22 protein-coding genes are annotated in these 23,132 nt (G+C 43.4%); 13 read left to right on the top strand and 9 right to left on the bottom strand.

All coding sequences use genetic code 11. The features are described 5' to 3' along the window. The first annotated feature begins 145 nt into the window (after positions 1–145). The 9 genes from tmk (at position 146) to pssA (ending at position 8,055) form a co-directional block, all read left to right on the top strand. Positions 146–748, top strand: coding sequence for a dTMP kinase (gene tmk, locus NM125_RS14520; RefSeq protein ID WP_255135696.1), 603 nt, complete (start codon positions 146–148; stop codon positions 746–748). Positions 749–979: 231 nt separating this feature from the next. Beyond that, entirely contained in the window at positions 980–1,456 is a 477-nt protein-coding gene (locus tag NM125_RS14515; RefSeq protein WP_255135695.1) for an SRPBCC family protein, read from the top strand. A gap of 49 nt (positions 1,457–1,505) precedes the next feature. Further along, positions 1,506–2,390 carry a shikimate dehydrogenase gene (gene aroE, locus NM125_RS14510; RefSeq protein ID WP_255135694.1) on the top strand — a complete coding sequence of 295 codons (885 nt, stop codon included), beginning with the start codon at positions 1,506–1,508 and terminating at the stop codon, positions 2,388–2,390. After that, on the top strand, positions 2,374–3,120 hold the full coding sequence (pgeF, locus tag NM125_RS14505) for a peptidoglycan editing factor PgeF (RefSeq protein WP_255135693.1): 747 nt from the start codon (positions 2,374–2,376) through the stop codon (positions 3,118–3,120). The genes aroE and pgeF overlap by 17 nt, the downstream gene beginning before the upstream one ends. 15 nt (positions 3,121–3,135) lie before the next feature. Continuing rightward, complete coding sequence (locus NM125_RS14500; RefSeq protein WP_255135692.1) at positions 3,136–4,035, top strand: histone deacetylase family protein; 900 nt, start codon at positions 3,136–3,138, stop codon at positions 4,033–4,035. A 42-nt stretch (positions 4,036–4,077) separates the two neighbouring features. After that, complete coding sequence (locus NM125_RS14495; protein WP_255135691.1) at positions 4,078–5,226, top strand: 1-deoxy-D-xylulose-5-phosphate reductoisomerase; 1,149 nt, start codon at positions 4,078–4,080, stop codon at positions 5,224–5,226. 5 nt (positions 5,227–5,231) lie between these two features. Next, the gene (rseP, locus tag NM125_RS14490) at positions 5,232–6,572 is read left to right on the top strand and encodes an RIP metalloprotease RseP (RefSeq protein ID WP_255135690.1); all 1,341 of its coding nucleotides are present in this window, start codon (positions 5,232–5,234) and stop codon (positions 6,570–6,572) included. Positions 6,573–6,574: 2 nt separating this feature from the next. Beyond that, positions 6,575–7,228, top strand: coding sequence for a phosphatidylserine decarboxylase family protein (locus NM125_RS14485; RefSeq protein WP_255135689.1), 654 nt, complete (start codon positions 6,575–6,577; stop codon positions 7,226–7,228). Further along, a complete protein-coding gene (gene pssA, locus NM125_RS14480) occupies positions 7,225–8,055 on the top strand; it encodes a CDP-diacylglycerol--serine O-phosphatidyltransferase (RefSeq protein ID WP_255135688.1) in 831 nt (276 codons plus the stop codon). The genes NM125_RS14485 and pssA overlap by 4 nt, the downstream gene beginning before the upstream one ends. On the opposite strand, the gene wecB is transcribed toward pssA, so the two are convergent. The 9 genes from wecB to NM125_RS14435 are packed head-to-tail and all read right to left on the bottom strand — an operon-like array spanning position 8,046 to position 18,576. Continuing rightward, on the bottom strand, positions 8,046–9,140 hold the full coding sequence (gene wecB, locus NM125_RS14475; protein WP_255135687.1) for a non-hydrolyzing UDP-N-acetylglucosamine 2-epimerase: 1,095 nt from the start codon (positions 9,138–9,140) through the stop codon (positions 8,046–8,048). The genes pssA and wecB overlap by 10 nt on opposite strands. Further along, positions 9,137–10,168, bottom strand: coding sequence for a glycosyltransferase family 4 protein (locus tag NM125_RS14470; RefSeq protein WP_255135686.1), 1,032 nt, complete (start codon positions 10,166–10,168; stop codon positions 9,137–9,139). The genes wecB and NM125_RS14470 overlap by 4 nt, the downstream gene beginning before the upstream one ends. Further along, a complete protein-coding gene (locus NM125_RS14465) occupies positions 10,165–11,724 on the bottom strand; it encodes a polysaccharide deacetylase family protein (protein WP_255135685.1) in 1,560 nt (519 codons plus the stop codon). Before NM125_RS14465 ends, NM125_RS14470 begins: the two co-directional genes overlap by 4 nt. Further along, positions 11,697–13,100 carry an oligosaccharide flippase family protein gene (locus NM125_RS14460; RefSeq protein ID WP_255135684.1) on the bottom strand — a complete coding sequence of 468 codons (1,404 nt, stop codon included), beginning with the start codon at positions 13,098–13,100 and terminating at the stop codon, positions 11,697–11,699. Before NM125_RS14460 ends, NM125_RS14465 begins: the two co-directional genes overlap by 28 nt. Further along, on the bottom strand, positions 13,093–14,109 hold the full coding sequence (locus NM125_RS14455; protein ID WP_255135683.1) for a glycosyltransferase family protein: 1,017 nt from the start codon (positions 14,107–14,109) through the stop codon (positions 13,093–13,095). The genes NM125_RS14460 and NM125_RS14455 overlap by 8 nt, the downstream gene beginning before the upstream one ends. An 11-nt stretch (positions 14,110–14,120) precedes the next feature. Further along, positions 14,121–15,062, bottom strand: coding sequence for a PorV/PorQ family protein (locus NM125_RS14450; protein WP_255135682.1), 942 nt, complete (start codon positions 15,060–15,062; stop codon positions 14,121–14,123). Next, complete coding sequence (locus NM125_RS14445) at positions 15,059–16,114, bottom strand: OmpP1/FadL family transporter (RefSeq protein WP_255135681.1); 1,056 nt, start codon at positions 16,112–16,114, stop codon at positions 15,059–15,061. The genes NM125_RS14450 and NM125_RS14445 overlap by 4 nt, the downstream gene beginning before the upstream one ends. Then, positions 16,114–17,775: a WD40/YVTN/BNR-like repeat-containing protein gene (locus NM125_RS14440; protein ID WP_255135680.1), complete on the bottom strand. Its 1,662-nt coding sequence runs from the start codon at positions 17,773–17,775 to the stop codon at positions 16,114–16,116. Before NM125_RS14440 ends, NM125_RS14445 begins: the two co-directional genes overlap by 1 nt. Then, the gene (locus NM125_RS14435; protein ID WP_255135679.1) at positions 17,776–18,576 is read right to left on the bottom strand and encodes a hypothetical protein; all 801 of its coding nucleotides are present in this window, start codon (positions 18,574–18,576) and stop codon (positions 17,776–17,778) included. It lies immediately after the preceding gene. Between the two features lie 357 nt (positions 18,577–18,933). Here NM125_RS14435 and trpE point away from each other — a divergent pair, with 357 nt between their 5' ends. From trpE to trpD, 4 genes are all read left to right on the top strand, one after another. After that, entirely contained in the window at positions 18,934–20,394 is a 1,461-nt protein-coding gene (gene trpE, locus NM125_RS14430) for an anthranilate synthase component I (RefSeq protein ID WP_255135678.1), read from the top strand. 8 nt (positions 20,395–20,402) lie between these two features. Continuing rightward, positions 20,403–21,389, top strand: a complete 987-nt coding sequence (gene trpS, locus NM125_RS14425) for a tryptophan--tRNA ligase (RefSeq protein WP_255135677.1) — start codon at positions 20,403–20,405, stop codon at positions 21,387–21,389. Positions 21,390–21,528: 139 nt separating this feature from the next. Further along, positions 21,529–22,092: an anthranilate synthase component II gene (locus NM125_RS14420; RefSeq protein ID WP_255135676.1), complete on the top strand. Its 564-nt coding sequence runs from the start codon at positions 21,529–21,531 to the stop codon at positions 22,090–22,092. After that, positions 22,092–23,132: an anthranilate phosphoribosyltransferase gene (trpD, locus tag NM125_RS14415; protein ID WP_255135675.1), complete on the top strand. Its 1,041-nt coding sequence runs from the start codon at positions 22,092–22,094 to the stop codon at positions 23,130–23,132. Before NM125_RS14420 ends, trpD begins: the two co-directional genes overlap by 1 nt.

Below are 23,132 nucleotides of genomic sequence, written 5' to 3'. Positions count from 1 at the left end.
AATGGTGGGTTTAATGTTTAAGGTGTTAAGAGAATAATTTGAACCTCGTAATTGGGTTCCGCAGCGGAGCGGCGGTACCAGAATTAATCATAATTCAAAAACGTGATCTATTTTTCTGTTCCTCATTTCTCCTTAACTTTACTCCATGCTAATTACATTTGAAGGAATAGACGGAAGCGGGAAGTCCACACAGATTTCCCTGCTAAAAGAACGATTGATCAAGCTGGGGCATAAAGTGGAGGTATTTCGGGAGCCCGGAGGAACCGATGTCTCTGAGATGATTCGCGGAATGCTGCTAAACCCCGAACTGGATATTGACCCGGTAACTGAGCTCTTGCTGTTTTCATCAGCGCGCTCACAGCTGGTTGCCGAGAAAGTGCGTCCTCTGCTTAAAAAAGATGTAATAGTAATCCTGGATCGCTTTTATGACTCTACAACGGCTTACCAGGGGTTTGGGCGCAAGAGCATGCCCATCGAACAAATTAATCAAATCAATGCCGCAGCTACGCACAACCTGGTTCCTGATTTTACTTTTTATTTGAGGCTTAGCCTGGAAGAGGCTGCCGAGCGGACCAAGAACTTCGAAAAAGACCGGATGGAGCTCTCAGGAGATTCTTTTTTCAAACGGGTATTTGACGGATTTGAACATTTAGCCAAAACCGAAACCCGTTTTAAAACCATTGACGCGGGGCAGGATAAAGATTCGATTCACGATGATATCTTTAAGGACCTGCACTCATCGCTTTAATTTATCCGCTGTTATTTTTTAAACAATGATATTGGTGTAACAAAAGGGAGGCGGGGGAGTCTTTTTTAAAAAACTTTACGGTTATCCGATTATTTATCTGTGATGAACATTGAGGCTTAATCTTTTTATCCGTAAATTTAAAGCAATCTGGATGAGTCCTGCCTGTTTCCATGACAACCAGTTCATCAAAAGAATACAATTCTAACGATCATAACTACCAAGTAATAAATTATGGCGCACGAAAGAATCGAAATTGATCTACCTCTTGCCAAAGTATACGAGCTCCTTTCTAACCCAGTTGAATTCCCTAAGTTTCTGGAACGTATAGATTTAGTAGAGAGAGTTAACTCTCAAACTTTCGAATACAAGACTGACATTGGAGGAGAAGAGTATCAGTGGACAACCAATCTTATCGATAACCTTCGTAATACTCGCTTTGCCTGGATTACTATCAACGGTAATCTGAATCAAACCGGAACTATTCGATTTACTCCGCTTGATAACGGCGAACGCACACGCGTTGAGTTTTCTCTGGACTACCGTACATTTTTCGGTGATCCTGAAGAAGAATTGGCTTCTTTCATTGAAGATTCACCTGCTCAGCTCAAGAAAGACCTCGAGAAATTCAAGGAATTAGCTGAAGGCGGAACCTTCAAAGAAACTCCAATCGAGCCAACGGAAGAGACCGAAGAAGAAGTTACCGCATAAGGTATTTCAATCTTTATATTATTTACATTACTTGATGCGCATCTCACCGATGCGCATTTTTTTTGTCATTATTAAAGTACGTATGGATTTCAGCGAGTTTTTACAGTCAGAATCGAGCCGTCAACCTCATTATTTATTAATAGGCAGTCCAATAAGCCACAGCATTTCTCCTTTAATGCACAATACGGCTCTGGATCATCACGGATTGAAGGCCGAATATCACGCCGTAGCCGTCCGTAACAGTGAGATATCAACCCTGATTGCCCACTTTAACCGGTTAGAGTTCCTTGGGGCAAACATTACCATCCCTTATAAAGAAACATTGTTTGATGCCATTGACACGCTGGGCATGGAGGCCGCACAAATCGGGGCCATCAATACCATTGTAAAACGAGACGGAAAAATTATTGGAGAGAATACCGATGAATATGGTTTCCGTGTTCCTGTAGAGGAGTATGAAGATCAGCTTGCCGGTGAACGGGCTATTATTTTCGGAACCGGCGGTGCGACCAAAGCTATTTGTTATGCACTGCGTGAACTTGGGGTTGAAGAGATTGTGATGGTTTCTCGTCGCCCGGGCCGATATGATGAGCAATCCGATATTATTATGTGTAATTATGAAAACTGGAATGCTTATGCTGAAGAAGCAGCCATTATTATAAATGCCACGCCGCTGGGAATGACACCCAATACCGATGCTTCTCCTGTAAAAGATCAAGAGGCAGAATTTCTATCTGATAAAATATGCTATGATGTGGTGTATAATCCCCGCGAAACAAAATTTCTGAAACAAGCCAAAGCAGCGGGTGGAATTCCAGTAGAGGGTTTAGACATGCTGATTTACCAGGGAGCGAAAGCATTTAAACTCTGGACAGGGCAAGAATTCCCAACCGGACTCATAAAAATGAAGTTAGAAGATGTCTTCACGAATTAAGCATATAAAACCGGATCTGCTGAATAATGACTCTGTTTCCAGCTGGTTCACGCTGCGAAATCAGGAATTGGTTCATCCCAATCGAGATATTCCCGGTTTAAATTTAGGGCTTAATACTGCTGAAAAGGCGTCCGCTGTTCTTGAAAATCGCCAGCGATTATTAAAAGAGATTGGTCTGGATGAAAAGCAAATAGCTTATGGAGTTCAGGTTCACAAAACGGATATTAAAGAAGTGATCGAAGGGGGGATCTATGAGGAAACCGATGGTTTCGTAACCACCAAACCCGGGTTAGCCCTCGCCATACAGGTAGCCGATTGTGCTGCTGTACTACTCGCAGATAGTGAGAATAAAGTAATTGCAGCCGCTCATGCCGGTTGGAGGGGAGCAGTTGCTGATATCTTGCCAAAAACAATCCGAAAAATGAAGGCACTTGGAGCTGAATCAGAATATGTTAAAGTATATGTGAGTCCGTGTATTTCTCTCCAAAATTTTGAGGTTGGGGAAGAAGTAGCAACTGAATTTCCTGACCGGTTTGTGGACAGAACGAATTATGCCAAACCCCATGTTAACCTAAAGGCTTTTGTCAGGCAGCAGCTGTTGGATGAAGGCATTGAAAGCGATCATATTGAAATTGATGATTCCTGTACTATAGAAGATGAAAACTTTTATTCGTATCGCCGGCAGAAAGACAAAAGCGGCCGAATGATGGGAATCATCAAATTGAACTAAAGATTTTATTACACCTTGAGAGTTAGCTACAGCCCCGGTTACGTTGCCGATATGCCTGATGATCATATCTTCCCGATGAAGAAGTTCAGTGGCCTGCATCGCTATTTATTGGATCGTGGGGTTCTTAAAACTTCCGAAATCATAGAGCCTTCCATGGTCGACCATTCAAACCTGATTATGGCACACACGCCCAGGTACGCGCAAGCAATCTGGGAAGGAACCCTGGACCGGAAGGAAGAGCGGAGAATGGGATTACCCTGGAGTAAATCTCTTGCTATACGTTCCAGGCTGGCTGTTCAGGGGACCATCAATGCCGGACTCATGGCCCTGCAGGATGGGATTGCCGGTAATTTAGCGGGTGGCACCCATCATTCCATGCCGGATTTAGGAGAAGGATTCTGCGTATTTAATGATGTGGCAGTGGCCATTAAAGTGTTACAGCAATCAAAGTGGGTGAATAAGGTGATGGTAATCGATTGTGATGTTCATCAGGGCAACGGAACGGCTCATATTTTTGCAGATGATCCCAGTGTATTTACGTTCTCTATTCACGGAGAAAAGAACTATCCGTTCAAGAAACCGCCTTCCGATTTAGATGTTGGTCTGCCCGATAAAACCGAAGACGAAGATTACCATAAAGCCCTTATTTCCGCACTCGATTCAATTCTACATGATTTCAACCCTGATCTTGTGTATTACTTAGGTGGAATTGATCCGTTAGAAGCCGATCATTTTGGTCGGTTATCACTTACCCTTAATGGACTCAGGGAAAGAGAGCGTATTGTTATCGAAACCATCACCCAACGAAATCTGCCTCTGGTATTGTTACTCTCAGGGGGATATGCCCCTACACTTAATGATACGGTGATTGCTCATGCACAAATGTATGAAGTGGCAAAAGAAATGGGTTTTTAATAATCATTGCTTAATTTCACAAGGAACTAAATCGACAAGGATTTGAAGAAACAAAAACTGGCTATTCTGGGATCGACCGGATCCATTGGAACACAGACGCTTGAGATAGCACGACAGCACCCCGATAAGTTTGAAATCGTTGCTCTTACCGCCCATTCTAACTGGGAATTACTGGCAGAACAGGTTCATGAATTCAATCCTGCATACGTACTTATCAGCAATGAAGAATACTATACTAACTTGAAACAAGCTGTGTCCGGAACCAAAGTGATGTCGGGTGCTGAGCATCTTCCTGCCATAGCTTCTCTGCCTGAAGTAGATACGGTTTTGAACAGTCTGGTAGGCTTCGCCGGTTTTGAATCCACACTGGAAGCCATTCGTTCAGGAAAGAAAGTGGCGCTGGCTAATAAAGAGTCGCTGGTAGTGGGGGGAGAGTTGATTATGGCCGAACTCGTAAAATCTGAGGCTCAGCTCATTCCGGTAGATTCTGAACATAGCGCCATGCTGCAATGTTTGGTGGGGGAGTCGATGGATGACATCGAAAAGATTATCATTACAGCAAGTGGCGGACCTTTTCGGGAGTTCAGCAAAGAGCAGATGCAACAGGTTACTGTTGAACAAGCTCTTGATCACCCCAACTGGAACATGGGAGCAAAAATTACCATCGACTCATCAACCATGATGAACAAAGGCCTGGAAATCATAGAAGCACACTGGCTTTTTGATCTTCCCGTAGAAAAAATTCAGCCCGTCATTCATCCCCAAAGTATCATCCATTCCATGATTACTTTTATAGACGGATCCAGTAAAGCACAGCTGGGTTTACCGGATATGAAAGTGCCTATAATTTATGCGTTGAGTTACCCTGATCGGTTCCCCTTAGATACCCCGAGAATGAATTGGAATGAAGCGCAAAACCTCACCTTTGAACCCGTTGATTTTGATAAGTTTCCCTGTGTTAGATTAGCAATGGATAGTATCTCGAAGGGAGGGTACGCACCTGCCGTTTTAAATGCTGCAAATGAAGTTGCCGTAGAGCGATTTTTGAACAAAGAAATTGGTTATATTCACATCCCTGAAATTGTAAAAGAAAGTTTGGCTAACATCGTATTGAATGATAGTTTGAACACAGAGACGTTAAAAGAAATCGACAAAGAGACGCGAAGCTACGCGCATACAATTATTAAATAATTTACATGGACTGGTTTTTAAGCTTATTAAATACGCTCCTCATTTTTGGCGGAGCGCTGATGATCCTCGTTTTTATTCATGAACTTGGACACTTTTTAGCAGCAAAGTTTTTCGGAATGCGGGTTGAACGCTTTTCGATTGGATTTCCACCGCGGGTATGGGGTTTCCAAAAAGGAGACACCGATTATTGTATTGGAGCAACACCGCTTGGCGGATATGTGAAAATATCCGGTATGATTGATGAAAGCATGGATACCGATCATCTGGAAAAAGAACCCGAGGCCTGGGAATACCGAAGTAAACCGGTTTGGCAGCGTATTGTTACCATTACGGCCGGGGTTATCTTTAACATGATTTTGGCATTCTTTATCTACTTTGGGTTGACCTACAGCCAGGGTAAGGCCGTTCTGCCCATTGATGATACCGAGGGAATTTATGTTCCTGAAACCTCTATTTTGCATGAAATAGGCTTCGAAACCGGAGACAAAATTGTAGGCGTGAACGGGCAACGAGTTGCTTATTTCAATGAACTGGTTTCCGCTTCTGAACTCACTTCAAATAATCTGACGTACATGGTGATGAGAGACGGACAGCAAATCTCGGTTCCTGTTTCTCCAAATTTCCTGGATAGCCTGCAAACACGTGGTTTTTTGGATCCGACCTATTCTTTCCCAAGTAAAATTTCATCGGTTCCTGCCGGAAGACCCGCTGCCGAAGCCGGATTACAAGCCGGTGATCGTATCGTTTCAGCAAATGGCGATACCGTCAAATACTGGGTTCAATTGGTAGAGATTATCCAGAATGCAGACTCAGCGGTTACTTTTGGAGTGCAGCGGGAGGATTCTGTTTTCTATGCGTCAATTACTCCTGACCCGGATACTAAAACCATCGGGATTGCTTCTCCCCAAATCCAAACCTTGGGCTTGATGCGTATCGAATATGGACTTTGGGAATCTGTGGGTGAAGGATATAATCAAACCGTAGAACAAACGGTAGGCATTGTACAGGGTTTTACCCGGATGATAACCGGAGACATTTCGGTAACCCAAAATCTGGGCGGGCCGATTGCCATAGCCAGCATTACCCGTGAAGCAACTGATCAGGCGGGGTGGATTGGCTTCTGGAACATTACGGCGCTACTGAGTATCACGCTAGCAATCCTGAATATTCTGCCGATTCCGGCTTTGGATGGGGGGCACCTTGTGTTCCTGCTTTACGAAGGCATAACTCGTCGTGAGCCTTCTGAAAAAGTTCGCATGATCGCTCAACAAATTGGCTTTTTCCTGATGATTGGATTATTCATTTTTGTAATGTTTAATGATGCATTCAGATACTTCGGACTTTAATTATGTTATCTAAGGAAGGATACCCCACAATTGCACTCGTACTAACCGTTTCCATATTGGTATGTGGATTCGCTTACTATTTTCTGAACCACTGGTTTGCCTATGTAATTTATGCAGGAATGGGGACTTTGAGTGCACTTACCGTATTTTTCTTCCGGGATCCTGACCGTAATATTCCTGAAGATGAAAACCTGATTATTTCACCGGCCGATGGAAAGGTGGTGTTTGTAAAAGAAGTGAATGAAGACGTGTACCTGAAGAATAAAGCTACACAGATCAGTATTTTTCTTTCCCCGTTGAATGTGCATGTAAACCGAAATCCTGTTTCCGGCTCGTTGGAGTACGTCAAGTATCATCCCGGAGAATACCTGATGGCCTGGACCGAACATGCTTCTGAACTTAATGAGAGGGCCGATTTTGGCGTTCTTCATCCTTCCAATACCAAAATCTTTTTCCGGCAGATCACCGGATTTTTAGCCCGAAGAATTGTGTATAACATTAAGGAAGGGGACGAGTTAAAAGCCGGAGAGCGATTTGGTATTATGAAATTCGGCTCGCGAATGGATGTGGTTGTACCCGGCAATGTAGAGGTAAAAGTGAAATCGGGTGATACTACCAAAGCGGGAGAATCTATTATTGGAGTTATTAACGAATGAAATATCCAATTCAGAAAAAATATCATTCTTTCAAGCAGCGCCGACAGCGGAGAAAAGAGCAAAAGCCGCCGGTGAATAAGAAGATCGCTGTTCCCAGTTTCTTTACGCTGATGAATCTTTTCAGTGGATTCCTGGCAATTATTTCAATTTCGGACGGGGATTTTATACGGGGAGCGTGGCTAATCGCCCTTGCCGGTTTATTTGATGTTTTTGACGGATTGATGGCACGACTTGCCAACGCCACCAGCGATTTTGGAATTGAACTGGATTCCATCAGTGATATGGTTTCATTCGGAGTGGCTCCGGGCTTTTTAATTTACAGCTGGAGTTTACACGAACTGGGTTTTGTGGGAATTATGGTAAGCGCGTTGCCGCCACTTTGTGGAGCGGTTCGTTTGGCTCGTTTTAACGTAAATGCACGACTCCACCCACGGCCTGATTTTTTTGTAGGATTACCCATCCCGGCCCAGGCCATTATCCTTGGTGCTTTCTTCCTGACCTTCAGAGACTCTATGGAATTGTTTTCCTTTCTTGAGAATGGTGTGAATTCGGTTCTGATCCCTTTTATAGTGGTTATATCCTTTTTGATGGTTAGTACACTTCCTTTTGATAAAATTCCCCGGTTCGACCGTCAAACCATTAAAGAGCAGAAGGGTAAATTTGTACTATTCCTTGTTTACCTGGTACTAATTCTGGCCTTCAAAGAGTACGGGCTCATGGCCGTCTTCACATTGTTTATGCTGAAGGGAATCATCGTTGGGGCTATTCAATTTTTTACCGATGATTATGGTCCGGCCGGAGTTGATGAATTTCAGGATTACAGCTGATTTTCAATCACTTCTTTGATGATAGCTGCTGCATTACCCTTGCCGAATACAGAAGAAGCATTCGGATAATTATCTGATTGAAGCCATGCATTGGCTTCACTGATAATGGTTTTCTGATCAGTGCCTACCAGTTTTCCTAAACCGGATTCAATCAGCTCCTGTCTTTCTGTTTCATTTCGGAGCACTAACACCGGTTTTCCAAGGGCAGAGGCTTCTTCCTGAATTCCACCGGAATCGGTCAGTATCAAATCTGCCCGGCGGAGCACATGCAAAAAGGTGAGGTAATCAAATGGAGAGGTGCGTTTAAATCGCTCGTCTTTGATTTCAACTTGTTCGATCGCAGCCAGCACATTGGGGTTGGGGTGAGCCGGAAAAATAACAATCAGGTCGTCATTTGAAGCTAAAAGCTGTTTTACGGCCGTGAAAACATTTACCAATGGCTTACCATGATTCTCTCTTCGGTGAGCCGTCAGCACCAGCAGTTTTTGGTTATCATCCACATCATAAAGGATGTCGGGTGCAGAATGGTCGAATGCTTTTGATTTGGTAATGCTGTTCAATGCATCAATTACCGTATTCCCGGTTACTGAAATCGCTTCCTCAGTAATGCCTTCCTTTAGTAAATTTTTCTTATTTAGTTCCGTGGGGGCAAAATGGATGTGAGTCAGATGAGTTATTTGCCTCCGGTTCATTTCCTCGGGAAAAGGGTAGTATGGGTTATGGCTGCGCAACCCGGCCTCTACATGCAGCACCGGGATTTTTTGATAGTATGAAGACAAGGCGGTAAGGTAAGAAGTCGTCGTGTCTCCCTGAATCATCACGAAATCTGGCTCAATCTCTTCAATTACTTTCTTCAGTTTGGGTAAGAGGGATTGGGTCAGCTCAAATAAATCCTGATTCGGCTTCATGATATCGAGATTGATATCCGGCTGAATGTCAAAAAGGGACAGCATGGGATCCACAAGCTCTTTATGCTGACCGGTATGCAGAACCGTTACGTTCAAACTCTCCCTGAGTTCAAGGATCACAGGGGCCAGTTTAATGACTTCAGGCCGGGTTCCGAATGCAATGAGAATCTTCTTCATGCCAAAATTCTTTTGTATTGATTAGCCGTTAATTCTGCTACCCGTTGCCAGGAATAATTCTTAAAAATATGATTTTTCAGGGTATCTGAGGATTCTTTTTCCAACGCTTTTTTTATTCCGCTTAGGAGTGACTTAGAAGAATCCGGATTTATGAACTCAGCATATCCATCAAAGTAGTCTTTGGTGCCGCCTTTCTCGGTTATAACAATTTTGGAACCTGCCAGAGCCGCCTCCATGGCTGCAATTCCTGGTGTTTCGAACTGGGAGGGAAGCACAAAAACGCTGCTGGCAGCATAAGCGGAGGCAAACAGTTCAGAATCATGATCAAGAGTTTCGATTAGGGTCACATTGTCGGCTTCTTCTGCTAAAGTTCTGCATTTTTCTCCGTATTCATCCTTGTAAAAAGAACCGATGACTACAACAGGAGAATCAAGGTCAGAAGCTACTTCAAGCAGCTTGATTACATTCTTTCTTTTGGCTCCGGCCTGACCGGCAAACAGTACAAAGTCTTTCAATCCATAGGTATCAATAAACAACTGAGGCTGAGCCTCTGCGAACTTTTGTTCTACTCCATTTGGAACGACCTGAATTTTGTCATTAGGAATTGAAAAGCCATCCCGGATGAGATCAGCCTCTGCTGAGGTGTTTGGTATAACGACATCTGCTTTGCTGCATAATTCGGTTTTGACGCTAAAATCTGAACGGATTCCGGAGCCAAAAGCAGAGCTCAATCGCTCCATTTTTAGGGCTCTTTTGATAAAAGCAGCTTTCCGGTTGGAAAAGAAAACCGGAGAAAGGGCGAGGGGCAATCCCATTGCTTTCACCTGATCTACAATTCCCACATTTTCAATGGAAGCCCCGAATACATGAACCAAGTCAAGGTTCATGGCTTTCATATCATCCCACGGTGAAATCAATTTCGCTTCTACTCCAAAAGACGTTATATGCTTAGTCGTCATTAAAGCCTGGGTTCTGAGTCCGCCGTTGACGGCCGCAATACTCATGGGAGACACATAACCTACTTTCATAATCGCCCCCGGTTTTTCCAATCTAACAGTGATGTTTTAAGAAGATTCAAATCCCGTTTTCTCATTTCAAGTACCTCTTCAGGCTTAGGAAGATAGGGCTTCGAAAACTTTAATTTTGTTGTTTTTGTGAGGTTGATGATATCCTCACTTGTAGATATCAGATCAAACTCGGAATGGTTCATGGATACCTGAATCAACTTATCAGGATTTGAAGATTTTTCAATGGTTACTTTTCCATCATCTAAATATGCTTCAAAGGTGAACCTTTCCCGTTCTTTCCAAAAGGCAGCAAACTCACCAAAAGTAAGATTTTCAAATTCGTGAATATCAGTGAGTTCCAGCAAGTGATCGATAACAGAAAGCCCGGGCTGTAAAGGGTGGTGATAAAACAAAGCCGGTTCAAACCGTGATAATTTATTTAATAACACATCCTCGAAATACCCTTTCATAACCTCAATGGAATATTTACGGCGGTTTAGACTACCCGTACAAATAGGATGAATGGGAACTTGAAGGGGGAGTTTTTCCTCAGCCGGGCGGAGGGGTAATCCATCATAGCAAAAGGTAAACTCTGAGGTGTATTCAAAGCCGGAATTTTTCAGGGATTTTTCAAGTGCCGTGTTCCAGATACCATAAGGAGCACAAAAGCCGTTGAAATCAATGTTAGCTTTTTCGAGATGCTCTTTGCCGGTTTGAATGTTCCGGTTAACCTTTTTGAAAGAATCTGAAGTACCGTGTTCATAGCCGTGAAGAGCAATTTCCTGGTTCTCATAGGTCTTGAGGTGAGAAAGCCAATCCTCATGTGCTTCTACATGTAAAAACCAGGTTGCCGATTTTTGGTGTTTACGAATCGTTGCATAAAGATCATCCATGGATTCTTTATCGCCAAAGTCAGAGTCAACCCGAAAACAAAAAACAGGTTTAGTTGTCGGGGAAGTCCACTTTTCGATGAAAGGCAAAGATCTTCGAAAGTGTAGTTCTTTTAAAATAGCTTTAAGCACTTCAGCAAGCTCATGCTTGGATACTTTGCTGACAATTTCATCCGGATGTTCTCCATTTCTGCTAAAGAATCGTTTTCTCCTATAACAGGTTGTTTGTAACAGTTCAGCTACATCAACGCCCAAAAAAGCAAGATTTGAATGGTCTTCTGCAGGTAAATGAACCAGACCTTCCAGTAACTCCCCATCCTTATGAAGTCTTACTTTGGTATGTACATCTACATGAGAAATATGAGATAGAAAGCCTTCACGATCAACATTTATGAGTGTATCTTCATGGGATGACCGGGTTTGACTTTTCTCAAGGAAGATCAGATTGTCCGCAATTTCTAACAGGCGGCCATCGTTTTCTACAAAGGATTTCAGGGCTGATTGTTGAGCCTTAACGGGCTTCTTGTTGAGAATTATAACACTGTACTCACGATGCAGTTCTAAGTTGTAATTCACTTCTTCATACCACACCCCCAGCTGATTCAATGCAGCATCCCAGGCTGCATTTCTTTCCTGAATTCCTATACACAATCGCTGCTTCATCCCAGCACCTTTTTCTTCGCCCATTCAAATTGATCAGGCTTCAGAATGCCAAACTGATAGATGATAACGATAAAGATGATCGCAGCAATGGCAGCATTCAAAAGGGGCATCAGCGGACTGAAAATAAAACCACAGAATAGCAGAACAGCTGCCGGGTAACTGACCAGCAGAGGCTTCAGGTAGTTTAAAGGAACTACTTTCCTGAACCAGAAGTAGGTAAACAAGGTAATAATCACCTCAGCAGCTGAAACAGAAATTGCTACCATTTTTGAATTTCCAAGAGCGGTAAAACTGAAAATGAGGATAGCCGAAATGGTTCCGCCAAAACAAGTGGCCAAAAAATATTCTTTGTCTTTATTGGTGGCTATCAAACCAAAGGAGAATAGGCTATTTACGAACGTAGCGGCAATCATCACCGAAAGAATCTGGAGCAGAATCACACTCTCTGCGTATTGATCACCGTAGAGTATAGAAATGATTTGCTCTGCACCAATAGCCGTTACAAGGGCTATGAGAGCTCCGCCTGCCGACACCAACCGAAACACAGTATCTATCTTGATGTTGGCTTCGGCCCGATTCCTGCTCCAAAGGGATGAAAGGTTTGGCAACAGTAAGTTCACAAAAACCCGGTCTATCATCATGGCAATAATTACCACTCGAAAGGCAGCTCCATATAAACCGGCATCACGAAGTGTTAATATCCCTCCAATTAAAATAGGGGGAAGTAAATGCACAATTTGAGCAAAGAACTTACCTAATCCCAAAATAGAGCTCGATTTGAGCAAGTCGGGATAGATTTGAACACCCCGTGACGGAAGGGAAAAAGGCTTGTCCTTGATGGCAAATGTACCAAGCGTTAACGCGGCAATGGTCACACCAACGGTATAAAGCACCGGTACGAGGGTTACATCCTCAACCGATTGAACCATAAAAATGACAAGTACAAAGTATATGAGTCCGTTCAATATTTTAGACAGGGCGATTTTACCAAACTGTTGTTTCCCCGCATAAAACCACTCCATCAGTGCCATATAGGGGACGATAGAGTAGAGGTATCCCAAAATAACCTGCTTCTCAATTTCCCCGGTATTTATCATGGAAACGATGACCGTTGAGGCAATCAAAACAATGATTCCAAGAAAGAGCTTCATCCTGAATATCTCTAAAACCCGAAAAATACGTTTTGAAGGCTCTTTGGCTGTTTCCCGTGTTCCTATACTGATAAGCCCCATATCAGAAACCCAGGTAGCGTAGCCAAGGATTGAAAGAGCAACGGTTATAAGCCCATAGAACTCAGATCCCAAAGTACGGGCCAGGTAAATGGAGGTAAGAAATGAAAGTCCCCGTCCGGCGACATCACCAATGGCTATCCAAAACGCTTTTTCTTTCAGCTTAGCCATTAGCGCGTGCCTTTAAATGCTGTTTAAGCAATTGTTTCAGTTCATCCTGATGGGTGAATAACTCAACGTTCGCCTCTTTTCCTTCTTCACTCAAACAGCCTAAATCCGGGGCTATTATCTGCTTTTCATAAGCTTTAGCCATATGATAACCGCCAGAGGAAAGGATTTCGCGGTAATTAAAAGCACAAAGATCAGCGGCACTGTAAAACCAGGGTACCCGGCTTTCATCAATAAACTGCGGGATGATTTGGATTTGGGCACTCTGCTTCTGCTTATCCTTTAATTCATCAAATAACTTCAGGTTGCCCTTTTTTACCGGTCCAACAACCAGAAGCTTACACTCAAAATCAAAATCTATAACTAAATCAGCTACTTTCTCTATCTGCTTGTAGTGGCTGATGTTACCGAACATCAGTATTACAGGGAGTTCCGGTTTTAATTCACAACCATAATGCTCATTCAGATTTTGACGGGCAACGGATTTGTCAATAGATTCAGCCGGAAATGCGGGGTGGGGAATTAACTCAAATTTTTCTTTTGAAGCTTGCAATCGTTCGCTCATGATGTTCATGGCTTTTTCGCAGTGGACATGAAGCACATCCGACCAAGCCGCCATTTTCTTATGCAGAAAACGGTGCAACCCCAGGTATTTTTGGTCATGGGGAAACTCATTATGTAATGTCCACACAATATTGCCACCCAGCTTATGGAATAAATAGATGCAGAACATTTTCCAGGGCATGCCCAGCAAGGACTTAAAATCCTGAAATTCAAGCCAGTGGTAATGCAGAATAGCCTGACGGTTGGAAAGAATGCCGGCAACCAGTTTAAAGTGATTGAACACACTTATGGATTGAATATCATAATCCGATTCCTCAATCAGGTTTTTGTACAGCAGGTATAAGTAATCAGACTTTTTATGCGAATACCGGATCAGAGGTACTACATAAACGGTGCGTGCATCATTATTAACCGATGCATAAACCTCCTTAAGAGAAGTTGCCTCCATAAATACCCTTATTAAAATTTGTACTGAATCCCGATGGAATGTACTGTTCCGTAGCCGGTATTGAAAGGAACCAATGCATAATTGAAGGTAATCTCGTCGGTTGTGAAGGCAGCCCCAAATGAAACCGGACGAACATTATTCTGGGTTTTATATCCACCGCTGATTTCCAAAACGTCAGCTACGTTAAATGAAAGCCCTAAATTAAAATATGAGCCCGGAACTGTATAGTCGGCATAATCTTTGTCATCCGTTTCAACCAGAGGATAGACATAATCAGCGTAAGCAGTTACCAACACCGGCAAGTCATCGTTTTTTGGTGGGGTGAAGTTGAGTACATCTGCTGAAGTACCAACTTTAAAATTCGCAGGGAGAGGGGTGGAATTAATGTTGAGCTTCTCCATTTCTCCCAAATTCGTTACCGATGCCCCAAACCGAATCTTGTCGTTAAATAATTCACTGGCCATTCCGAAATTAAAAGCATAACCGTTAGCCTGATAAGTGAAGTTCTCTTCGTTCAGATACTGAATTGCACCTCCCAATGCAAAGTATTTGAAATCATAAGCATACGCCGCTGAGATAGAGATATATTGTATAGAGAACTCACCGTTTGGTGGACCCGGGTTATTTCGGGCTTCATAATCATCAGCTCCGGAGGTGTAAAAAGAAAAAGCTACTGCTCTTTGCCCGTTTTTGAAGTTTACACCACCAAAAATGTTATTCACGTTAGCGATCCAGAAAGAATATCCTAAATCTATGGAGGAATAGTCATTAAGGGATAGTAAAGCCGGATTTGAGAAAATAGAAGCTGCCCCTTCGGATATTGAAGTGGTGGCTTCAGCTTTAGAAAGAGAATAAGGAGTTGGAGAAATGCTCAGCATCTCGAAGCCGCTTCCCTGAGCAAAAAGGGCGGAGCTGCTGATGAATAGAAAAAGGCTGAAGAATACGGTTTTCATAAATTCAGGCGTAAGGAAAATACATGCATGTTAGAAATTCGGTACGGTTCCATCACAAACGCATAGTCGATGGAAGGGGAAAATACGTCAAATGGCAGGTGAATGGAAAAACCGCTACTTAAGGCCCAGCTATCCATATTCGTGGCTTCCGGCAGATTCCACCCGGCTCGGAGAGTAAAACGTTCGTGAGCTTTCCATGAGCCGCCTAATCTAACTTGTGAAGAACTGGTGTTAATGGTTTCTGAAGTTGTGATGGTGGATGGAACCCCGTTATCAATAAAAAACTCAGTAGTTTCTGTTTCGGAGCTATAACTTTGCAGCTCGAAATCTGCAGATACGGTGAAAAGCTTTCTCTGGTAGGCTAATCCTAATATAATTCGGGTAGGGAAGTTATTAACCACATCCCGGGCCTGATCCAGGTTATATAAGTTTTGAGCATTCCACGAATAATTAGCAAACAGGTCTTTCACTGAAAAACCAATGTTCAGATATTCTCCGGCATTATATAATGCCCCTAGATCCACACCAACGGTAAAGGCATTGTCAAGCTCGGAGTGATAATCAGCCATGCTAAACTTCAGGCCGACTCCCGCATTGAATTTTTCACTAAGCCGGATGCCAAAGTTACTGGTCAGCTGATATTCATTAACCGTAAACAAACCGGTTGGATATCCGCTTACCGTTCGGCCGTCAATATCTTTTACTCCTGCTCGCATCACGTTGAACGAGATGCCGGCACTGGGTGGAAGTTTCAGGTGTATGCCTGAACTTTGGAATACACGGTCAAATTTAAGCGCTCCAACCGTAAGATCGGTCTGGCGGGTATCTAACGCCAATGCCGCTTGTGCAGGGTTATAGTAGGCGAAAGCGCCTTCAGATGTTACCGCGCTCATGGCGTTACTCATAGCCATTCCCCTGGCGCTGTACCCAATCCGGTATGATGCTCCGGCAAAGCCACCGTTCTGAGCTAAAAGCGATGGCGAAATCAACCCAAACAAGAGGAGGAAGACCGGGAATAAAGTTCTGTTGATATGTGTGAATCTATTCAGCATTAATCCACCACCAAAATTTTACCATTCTTGCGAGTACCGGGCGTATCAATCACATATATATAAGCTCCGTTAGCAACTTTACGGCCTTTTCCGTCAACCCCGTCCCAAACGGCTTCATAAGTGCCAGGCGGGAAAGAAGCGTTTTCAATTTCCCGGACGAGATTCATCCCGAAATCAAAAACCCGGATGTTCACATTGCCCTGATTTTCTACTTCAAACTTGATGCGAACCAGCTCATGGACGGTCGGTGAAAATGGGTTGGGGTAGGCATAGGTGTTTACATCCCGGCCTTCATCGTGAACATTTCCGCCTTTTAGAGGGAAGTTAACCCGGGTGATTTCCCAGTTATCAAAAACCTGGTTGGCTGTGCAGCATTCATGAGAGGCGAGTCCATCGCTTGTAGAGATCCAGATACGATTGGTAGTAGAAGTAGCTGAGTAAAAAACAGCGGTTGATTTTATGAAGGTATTCGGGCTTTTAATTTGAGGTGATTTTATCCAGGTATCTCCACCGTTGGGAGAAATGAACAAGCCATTTTCTCCGGTTGCAAATACATATCCATCCTTAAAACCAATATCATTAATGCGCTCTCCAATCAGCATCTGGGTAAAGGTTTGGCCGCCATCATCGGTGTACACAAGTCCCTGATCTTCCACTCCGGATTCTATCACCCGGTTAGTCATCCATATTCTCCCGGTGCCCGGTTCTTCTTTAATCTCGATTACCCAATTTCCGATAAGTCCGTTGTTAGATCCATCAAATGTAATGTGCGACCAGCGAACACTATCCGTCGGGGCTGATAATGCATTATCCGAAACATTCACTCCGTTGCCGGTTCCCACCCAAACCCGGTTCTGTGAATCGATATGCACCCCAAAAACACGCAGATTCAGTCCAAACTTACTTCTGGGATCATAACGGTTAATCTGCGTGACGTCTCCGTTCGCTAATATGATATCCGAACTCCAGGTGTAATCATCATCCGGGGTCATTTCGGAAACATTGTCAGGGGGGAGAATAACCCGCTCCCAGGTATCACCGAAATCCCGACTTCGGATTAACCCGCCTCCGAAATTAGCTGAATAAACAACGTTATTTTGAAAATCTACTTCATAGGGCGGCGCTTGCTCAGGGACTGTAAAACGAATGCGATTGTAAGTTATCCCGCCGTAGGTAAACTGTATATCGCAATCCGGATCGTAATCCCCGGCACTGGATGGTCGTTCAAAATCAGGGTCATCTGAAAAACATTTCGATGGAGGATCAGGGTCGAGGACTGGGGGCTCAAAACGCCATGAATCGCCACCATCCACTGAAAAATAGTATCCGAATGCGGTTTGGGGACTTCCTTCGGCTTCCGTATTCGTATAGCCAAGACCTGCTAAAACGGTATCTTGTCCAAGCTCCAGCGAATACACACGTCCAATGCCATTGACTACGCTATCAGCGTTTTCAGGTGTGAACCATTCCGCGTTATTATTGATATTTCTATTCAGGGAAGGGCTGATCCAAACGGTATCACCGAAAGCTAATATAGTGCTAACTCCATTTACCCGAATAGTGTTGGTGGTTTCGCGGTCTGGATTCAGTGGACCATAAACTTGGGCTATGCCAACAAAAGGAAGAAATAAAAAAGTAAGGGCTGTTATAAATTTCTTCATTTACTCAACAATACTAAAGGTTGTTGAAACTGTATCACTGGTTAAACCTCCACGGTCAATCGCATAGTAAAACACATCATAGGTTTGAAGTTCATTTTCTGAATTAAACACAAACACTCTTGTGAAAACAGAATCACTCGCTACCTGATCACCATTTGAAGCGTTATCATAAAGTTGGAATGGTGAGCCTGATACTTCTCCGCTTTCACGACTGATCAAACGAAGGAACACTCCTCTGATAGAATCCATACCTTCAACGTCAGAAACTTTTGCTAAAAAACCTACCGCAGCTTCTCCTTGTGTAGGTCGCTGTAGCTCTTCAGGATTATTTACACTTAGGATTTCAGGGGGTTCTACCGAAAATCCGGTGATCTTAAGCGAAGCCGTAGCATAATTAAAATCGCTGGTTTCAGGATTCTGTACAATGGCATTCACTTTAAAATCCTGAAAGAAAGTAGTCTTGGTTTCAAACGGCACCTCAAGAGTAAATTCACCATTAGTTGATGTTACTTCCATATCCTGTTGCAACTCTACCTGGCCGGAATTTCGGTCGGTAATAATTATTCTGGGGACTACACCTTCAGACAGATTCTCTGTTTCTGCTGAAAAGGTGACTATCACTGTTGTATCCTTAACACCATCATCAGCTGATGTGAATTGCACATTCTGAGGCGATACATTAAAGCTTTGGATTACCGGGCTTTCCTCAAATATATCTTTTGGTGAAGTGGTCGAATCACAAGAAAGAAACACGATGCTTGAACCAAGCAAAAGAGTAGTGTAGATGAATAGGTGCTTCAAAATAATTTTGCTGCTAAAAGATTATTTCTAATGGTAAGGATTCATGGTTCTTAAATCCAATACGGATTTAAACTTCATAAATTGTGGAACTTCGTATTGCATGTACTTTGCTATGCCGTTATATTCGACGCGTTATGAAAAAACAAATCGTTCAAATTAATGCTTGGTGGTGGCCTGTTGTTACAAATAACAGTGGGTCTCGTACGTAGATTGAACGATAGATAAGAATGTAAGCAAACCCACTGTTCCCCAGGAATTGTGGGTTTTTTTATTTCTGAATGTTCGTAAACCGTTATTCGTGAATCGTTAATCGATCCGTGAAGTAAACGATTCACGAATAACGATTAACCAAACTAGATGAACAAAGATCAATTTATAGAGCTTAGTAAAAATTATACGGCTGTCCCGGTATATCGCAGATTGCTGGCCGATGTACTTACTCCGGTTTCACTTTTTATGAATATCCGGGAGGGGGCTGAGTTCCCATTCTTACTGGAATCGGTAGAGGGCGGGGAGCAGCTGGCCCGCTATTCCTTTATTGGAAGAAATCCCTATCAAAAACTGATGTTTGATGGAGAGCAGACAACTCTTGAGTCTGCAGGGAAAACAGATAAAATCGATCAGGGTTATTTCGACAAGCTCAGAGAACTGACCACAGCCTATTCCGAACCCACACTCCCCGAACTTCCGCGATTGAAAGGAGGGGCGGTTGGATTCTCTGCTTACGATACCTTTCGCCTGGTTGAAGATCTTCCCGATGTACCTGATGATGATCTTAACCTGCCGGAAGCTATCTGGGCTTTTTATGATGAGATTTTCGCTTTTGATCATGTGAAGCACCAGGTAGTGTTGATAAGAACGGTTTTTGTAGATGAAGAAAAAGACATCGATGAAGCCTATCGGAATGCTCAGCAATGTCTCGACGAAATGGAAGCAGCGGCCCTGAATTCCAATTATCAAAACCGTTCGTTTAGTATTGATACCGAGTCGCTGGCAAGCAATATGGATCAGGATTATTTCGAAGATATTGTTGACAAGGCTAAAGAGCACATTTATGAAGGTGATATATTCCAGGTAGTACTTTCTCAACGGTTTGAAGCCGATATGAGCGGTGATCCCTTTATGTTGTATCGGGCATTAAGAATGGTAAATCCATCTCCGTATCTATTCTATCTGGATTTTGAAGATTTTCAACTGGTGGGCTCCTCACCGGAAGTATTGGTTCGGGTTCAGGAAGGAGAAACACGGGTTTTGCCCATTGCGGGAACCCGGCCGCGGGGGAAAACACATGAAGAAGATCTTGCTCTCGAAGAAGATTTAAAAAACGATCCCAAAGAAGTGGCAGAACACATTATGCTTGTGGATCTGGGGCGTAATGACCTTTCCCGCGTTAGCAAAGCCGGAACGGTGAAGATGGAACGAAATCAGGTTATCGAGCGATATTCACACGTTATGCATATTGTAAGTGATGTGGTTGGTGAGCTTCGCGAAGATCAAACGTCGGTAGATGCACTTATGCAGTGCTTCCCGGCCGGAACTGTAAGTGGGGCTCCAAAAATACGAGCCATGGAAATCATCGACGAACTGGAAACGACCAAGCGTGGAATATACGCCGGTGCGGTTGGTTATTTCGATTTTTCCGGAAACATGGATACTTGTATTGCCATCCGCACCATGGTGGTAACCGATAACAAAGCCTATATTCAGGCCGGTGCGGGCATTGTTGCCGACAGTAATCCCACCAAAGAATTTGAAGAAACACAGAACAAAGCGGGCGCACTCATACAGGCGCTTAGCGTAGCTTTAGATATTCAATAACACAGTTTATGAGCGACACAAAAACAATTTTATCAGGAATTCAGCCTTCAGGAAAGCTTCATATCGGAAACTATTTCGGGGCGATCCGTCAGCATATAGCTATGCAGGAGGAGGGAGAAGCCTTTTACTTCATCGCCAATTTCCATTCGCTGACTTCATTGAACGATGGAGAACAGCTTCGCCAAAATACAATTGATGTAACACTTGATTACCTGGCATTGGGATTAGATCCCAACAAAGCGACCTTCTTTGCCCAGTCTGATGTGCCGCAAGTCACGGAACTGGCCTGGATACTCGGAACTTTGACTCCTGTGTCTCTCATGGAGAAAGGAGTTTCCTATAAAGATAAAATCGCCGCCGGGCTCAACCCGAACATCGGCTTATTCACATACCCGATCCTGCAGGCAGCTGATATCCTTATTTATCACTCCGATATAGTCCCTGTAGGGGAAGATCAAAAGCAGAATATTGAGATTACCCGCGATCTTGCCGGCAAATTTAATCATACGTATAGTGGTGAATACCTCAAACTACCGGAAGAACACATTGTGAAATCAGTGGCTGTTGTTCCCGGAATTGATGGTCGCAAAATGAGTAAAAGCTACAATAATACCATCGATATATTTGCGGAAGGAAAGGCCCTGAAGAAGCGAGTCATGTCTATTGAAACAGATTCAACACCGCTTGAAGATACCAAAGATCCTGAAAGTGATAATGTGTTTGCCCTCATCAAACTGTTTGCCGATAAAGACACTCAAGACGAGATAGCAGCCAAATATAAAGCCGGTGGATATGGCTACGGTCATGCTAAGAAAGAACTGCTTGGAATGATTGAGGAGTATTTTGGAGATGCACGCGATCGACGGCATGAACTGGCTAAGGACCTGGATTATGTACACGATGTATTAAGAGAAGGGGGTAAAAAGGCCAGAGAACGAGCAGAATCTGTAATGGAACCCATAAGAGAAGTAACGGGAATAGTGAGGCACTTTTAAAATTTGGAACACAGATGATGCGGATAGAATGGATGGTCGCTGATTTACTATTATTCGAAGAAAATTCGTCACAACCCTGACTTATGAATGCTATTCCATCATGTTTAACATCTGAAAAATCTTTAAATCCTATGAATCTGTGATCCTTATTATTGACAACTACGACTCCTTCACTTACAACCTTGTTCATTTGGTTGCAGCTGAAACAGATGATTATAAAGTCATTCGAAATGATGCAATGACGCTGGATGAGATCAGGGCTTTGAAGCCTTCTAAGATCCTCATTTCTCCCGGCCCCGGGCGTCCGAATGAAGCGGGAATCACCGAAGAAATTATCCGTGAGATGGGGAAAGACACGCCAGTATTGGGAGTTTGTTTGGGTCACCAGGCTATTGGAGAAGTGTTTGGGGCTAAAGTTACTCACGCTCCTAAGCTTATGCACGGCAAGGTTTCGAAAGTATCACATAACGGGGAGTTTATATTTGAAGGAACGGAAAAAGACTTCACAGCTACCCGATATCATTCCCTGGTGTTAGATCCGGATAGTATCCCGGATGTACTTGAAATCACAGCTCATTCGGATGACGGAGTGATTCAAGGTATTCGCCACAAAGAGTATCCCATCCAGGGGATCCAATTTCACCCGGAAAGCATTCTTACTACCGAAGGACCTAAATTAATTCAAAACTGGTTGCGACAATAATGGATTTCAAAAGTATTCTCTACAAACTTTCATTTTCTGAAGACCTCTCCCAAATTGAGGCTGAAACAGCGCTAAACCTGATCATGTCGGGCGAGGTCTCTGAAGAACAAATTGCCGGTTTCCTTACAGCTATGCGGTTGAAAGGAGAAACGGTAGAAGAACTGACCGCTTTTGTTAAAGTGATGCGCTCCAAAGCCGTAAAAGTAGATGTGGATATTACGGGAGCTATCGATCTTGTTGGAACCGGGGGAGACCAGTCAGGCACCTTCAATATATCTACTGCAGCTTCCTTAATTACGGCTGCAGCGGGAGTGCCTTTAATTAAACATGGAAACCGTAGCGCATCCAGTAAATGTGGTTCTGCTGATGTTTTAGAACATTTAGGGGCCGCTATTGAGCTCGGTAAAGAAGGAGTGGAGCAGGTTTTTGATGAAGTGGGAATGGCTTTCATGTTTGCCCCGATGTTTCATCCAGCCATGAAGTATGTGATGCCGACACGCCGTGAACTTGGCTTCCGGACGTTTTTTAACATTTTAGGTCCAATGGTTAATCCCGCCGAAGTTCAGCGATATGTAATCGGTGCTTTCAGTAAAGAAGTAGCCGAAAAAATGGTTCACATCCTTGCCAATCTTGATACAGACTTTGCTTACACGTTCAATGCTCATGATGGACTTGATGAAGTGAGCTTAACTTCTCAATCCGAGATCTTTGAACTGAAAGATAAAGTAGTCTCCACCTCCATCTTGTTTGACCCTGAATCCATTGGATTTAAGAAAGTGGAGATGGATGACCTTATGGGCGGCGGCAAGAAAGAAAATGCAGAGATACTAACGAATATCATGGCAAATAAAGCGACCGAAGCTCAGCAAAATATTGCTCTGTTAAATGCCACATTTGCTATTCAGGCATCAGGAAAGGTTGAGAAATTGGAAGAAGCCAAGGAATTGGCTGTTGAAGCACTTGAATCCGGCAAAGCCCGTAAGATGCTGAATGACTTTATTGATGCCACCAACGATGCAATGGGGACGTTTAAATACTGA

This window comes from Gracilimonas sediminicola (genome assembly GCF_024320785.1).
GTDB classification, from domain to species: domain Bacteria; phylum Bacteroidota; class Rhodothermia; order Balneolales; family Balneolaceae; genus Gracilimonas; species Gracilimonas sediminicola.
The sequence above is the reverse complement of the archived record's forward strand: the minus strand, read 5'-3'. Positions and strand labels throughout refer to the sequence as shown.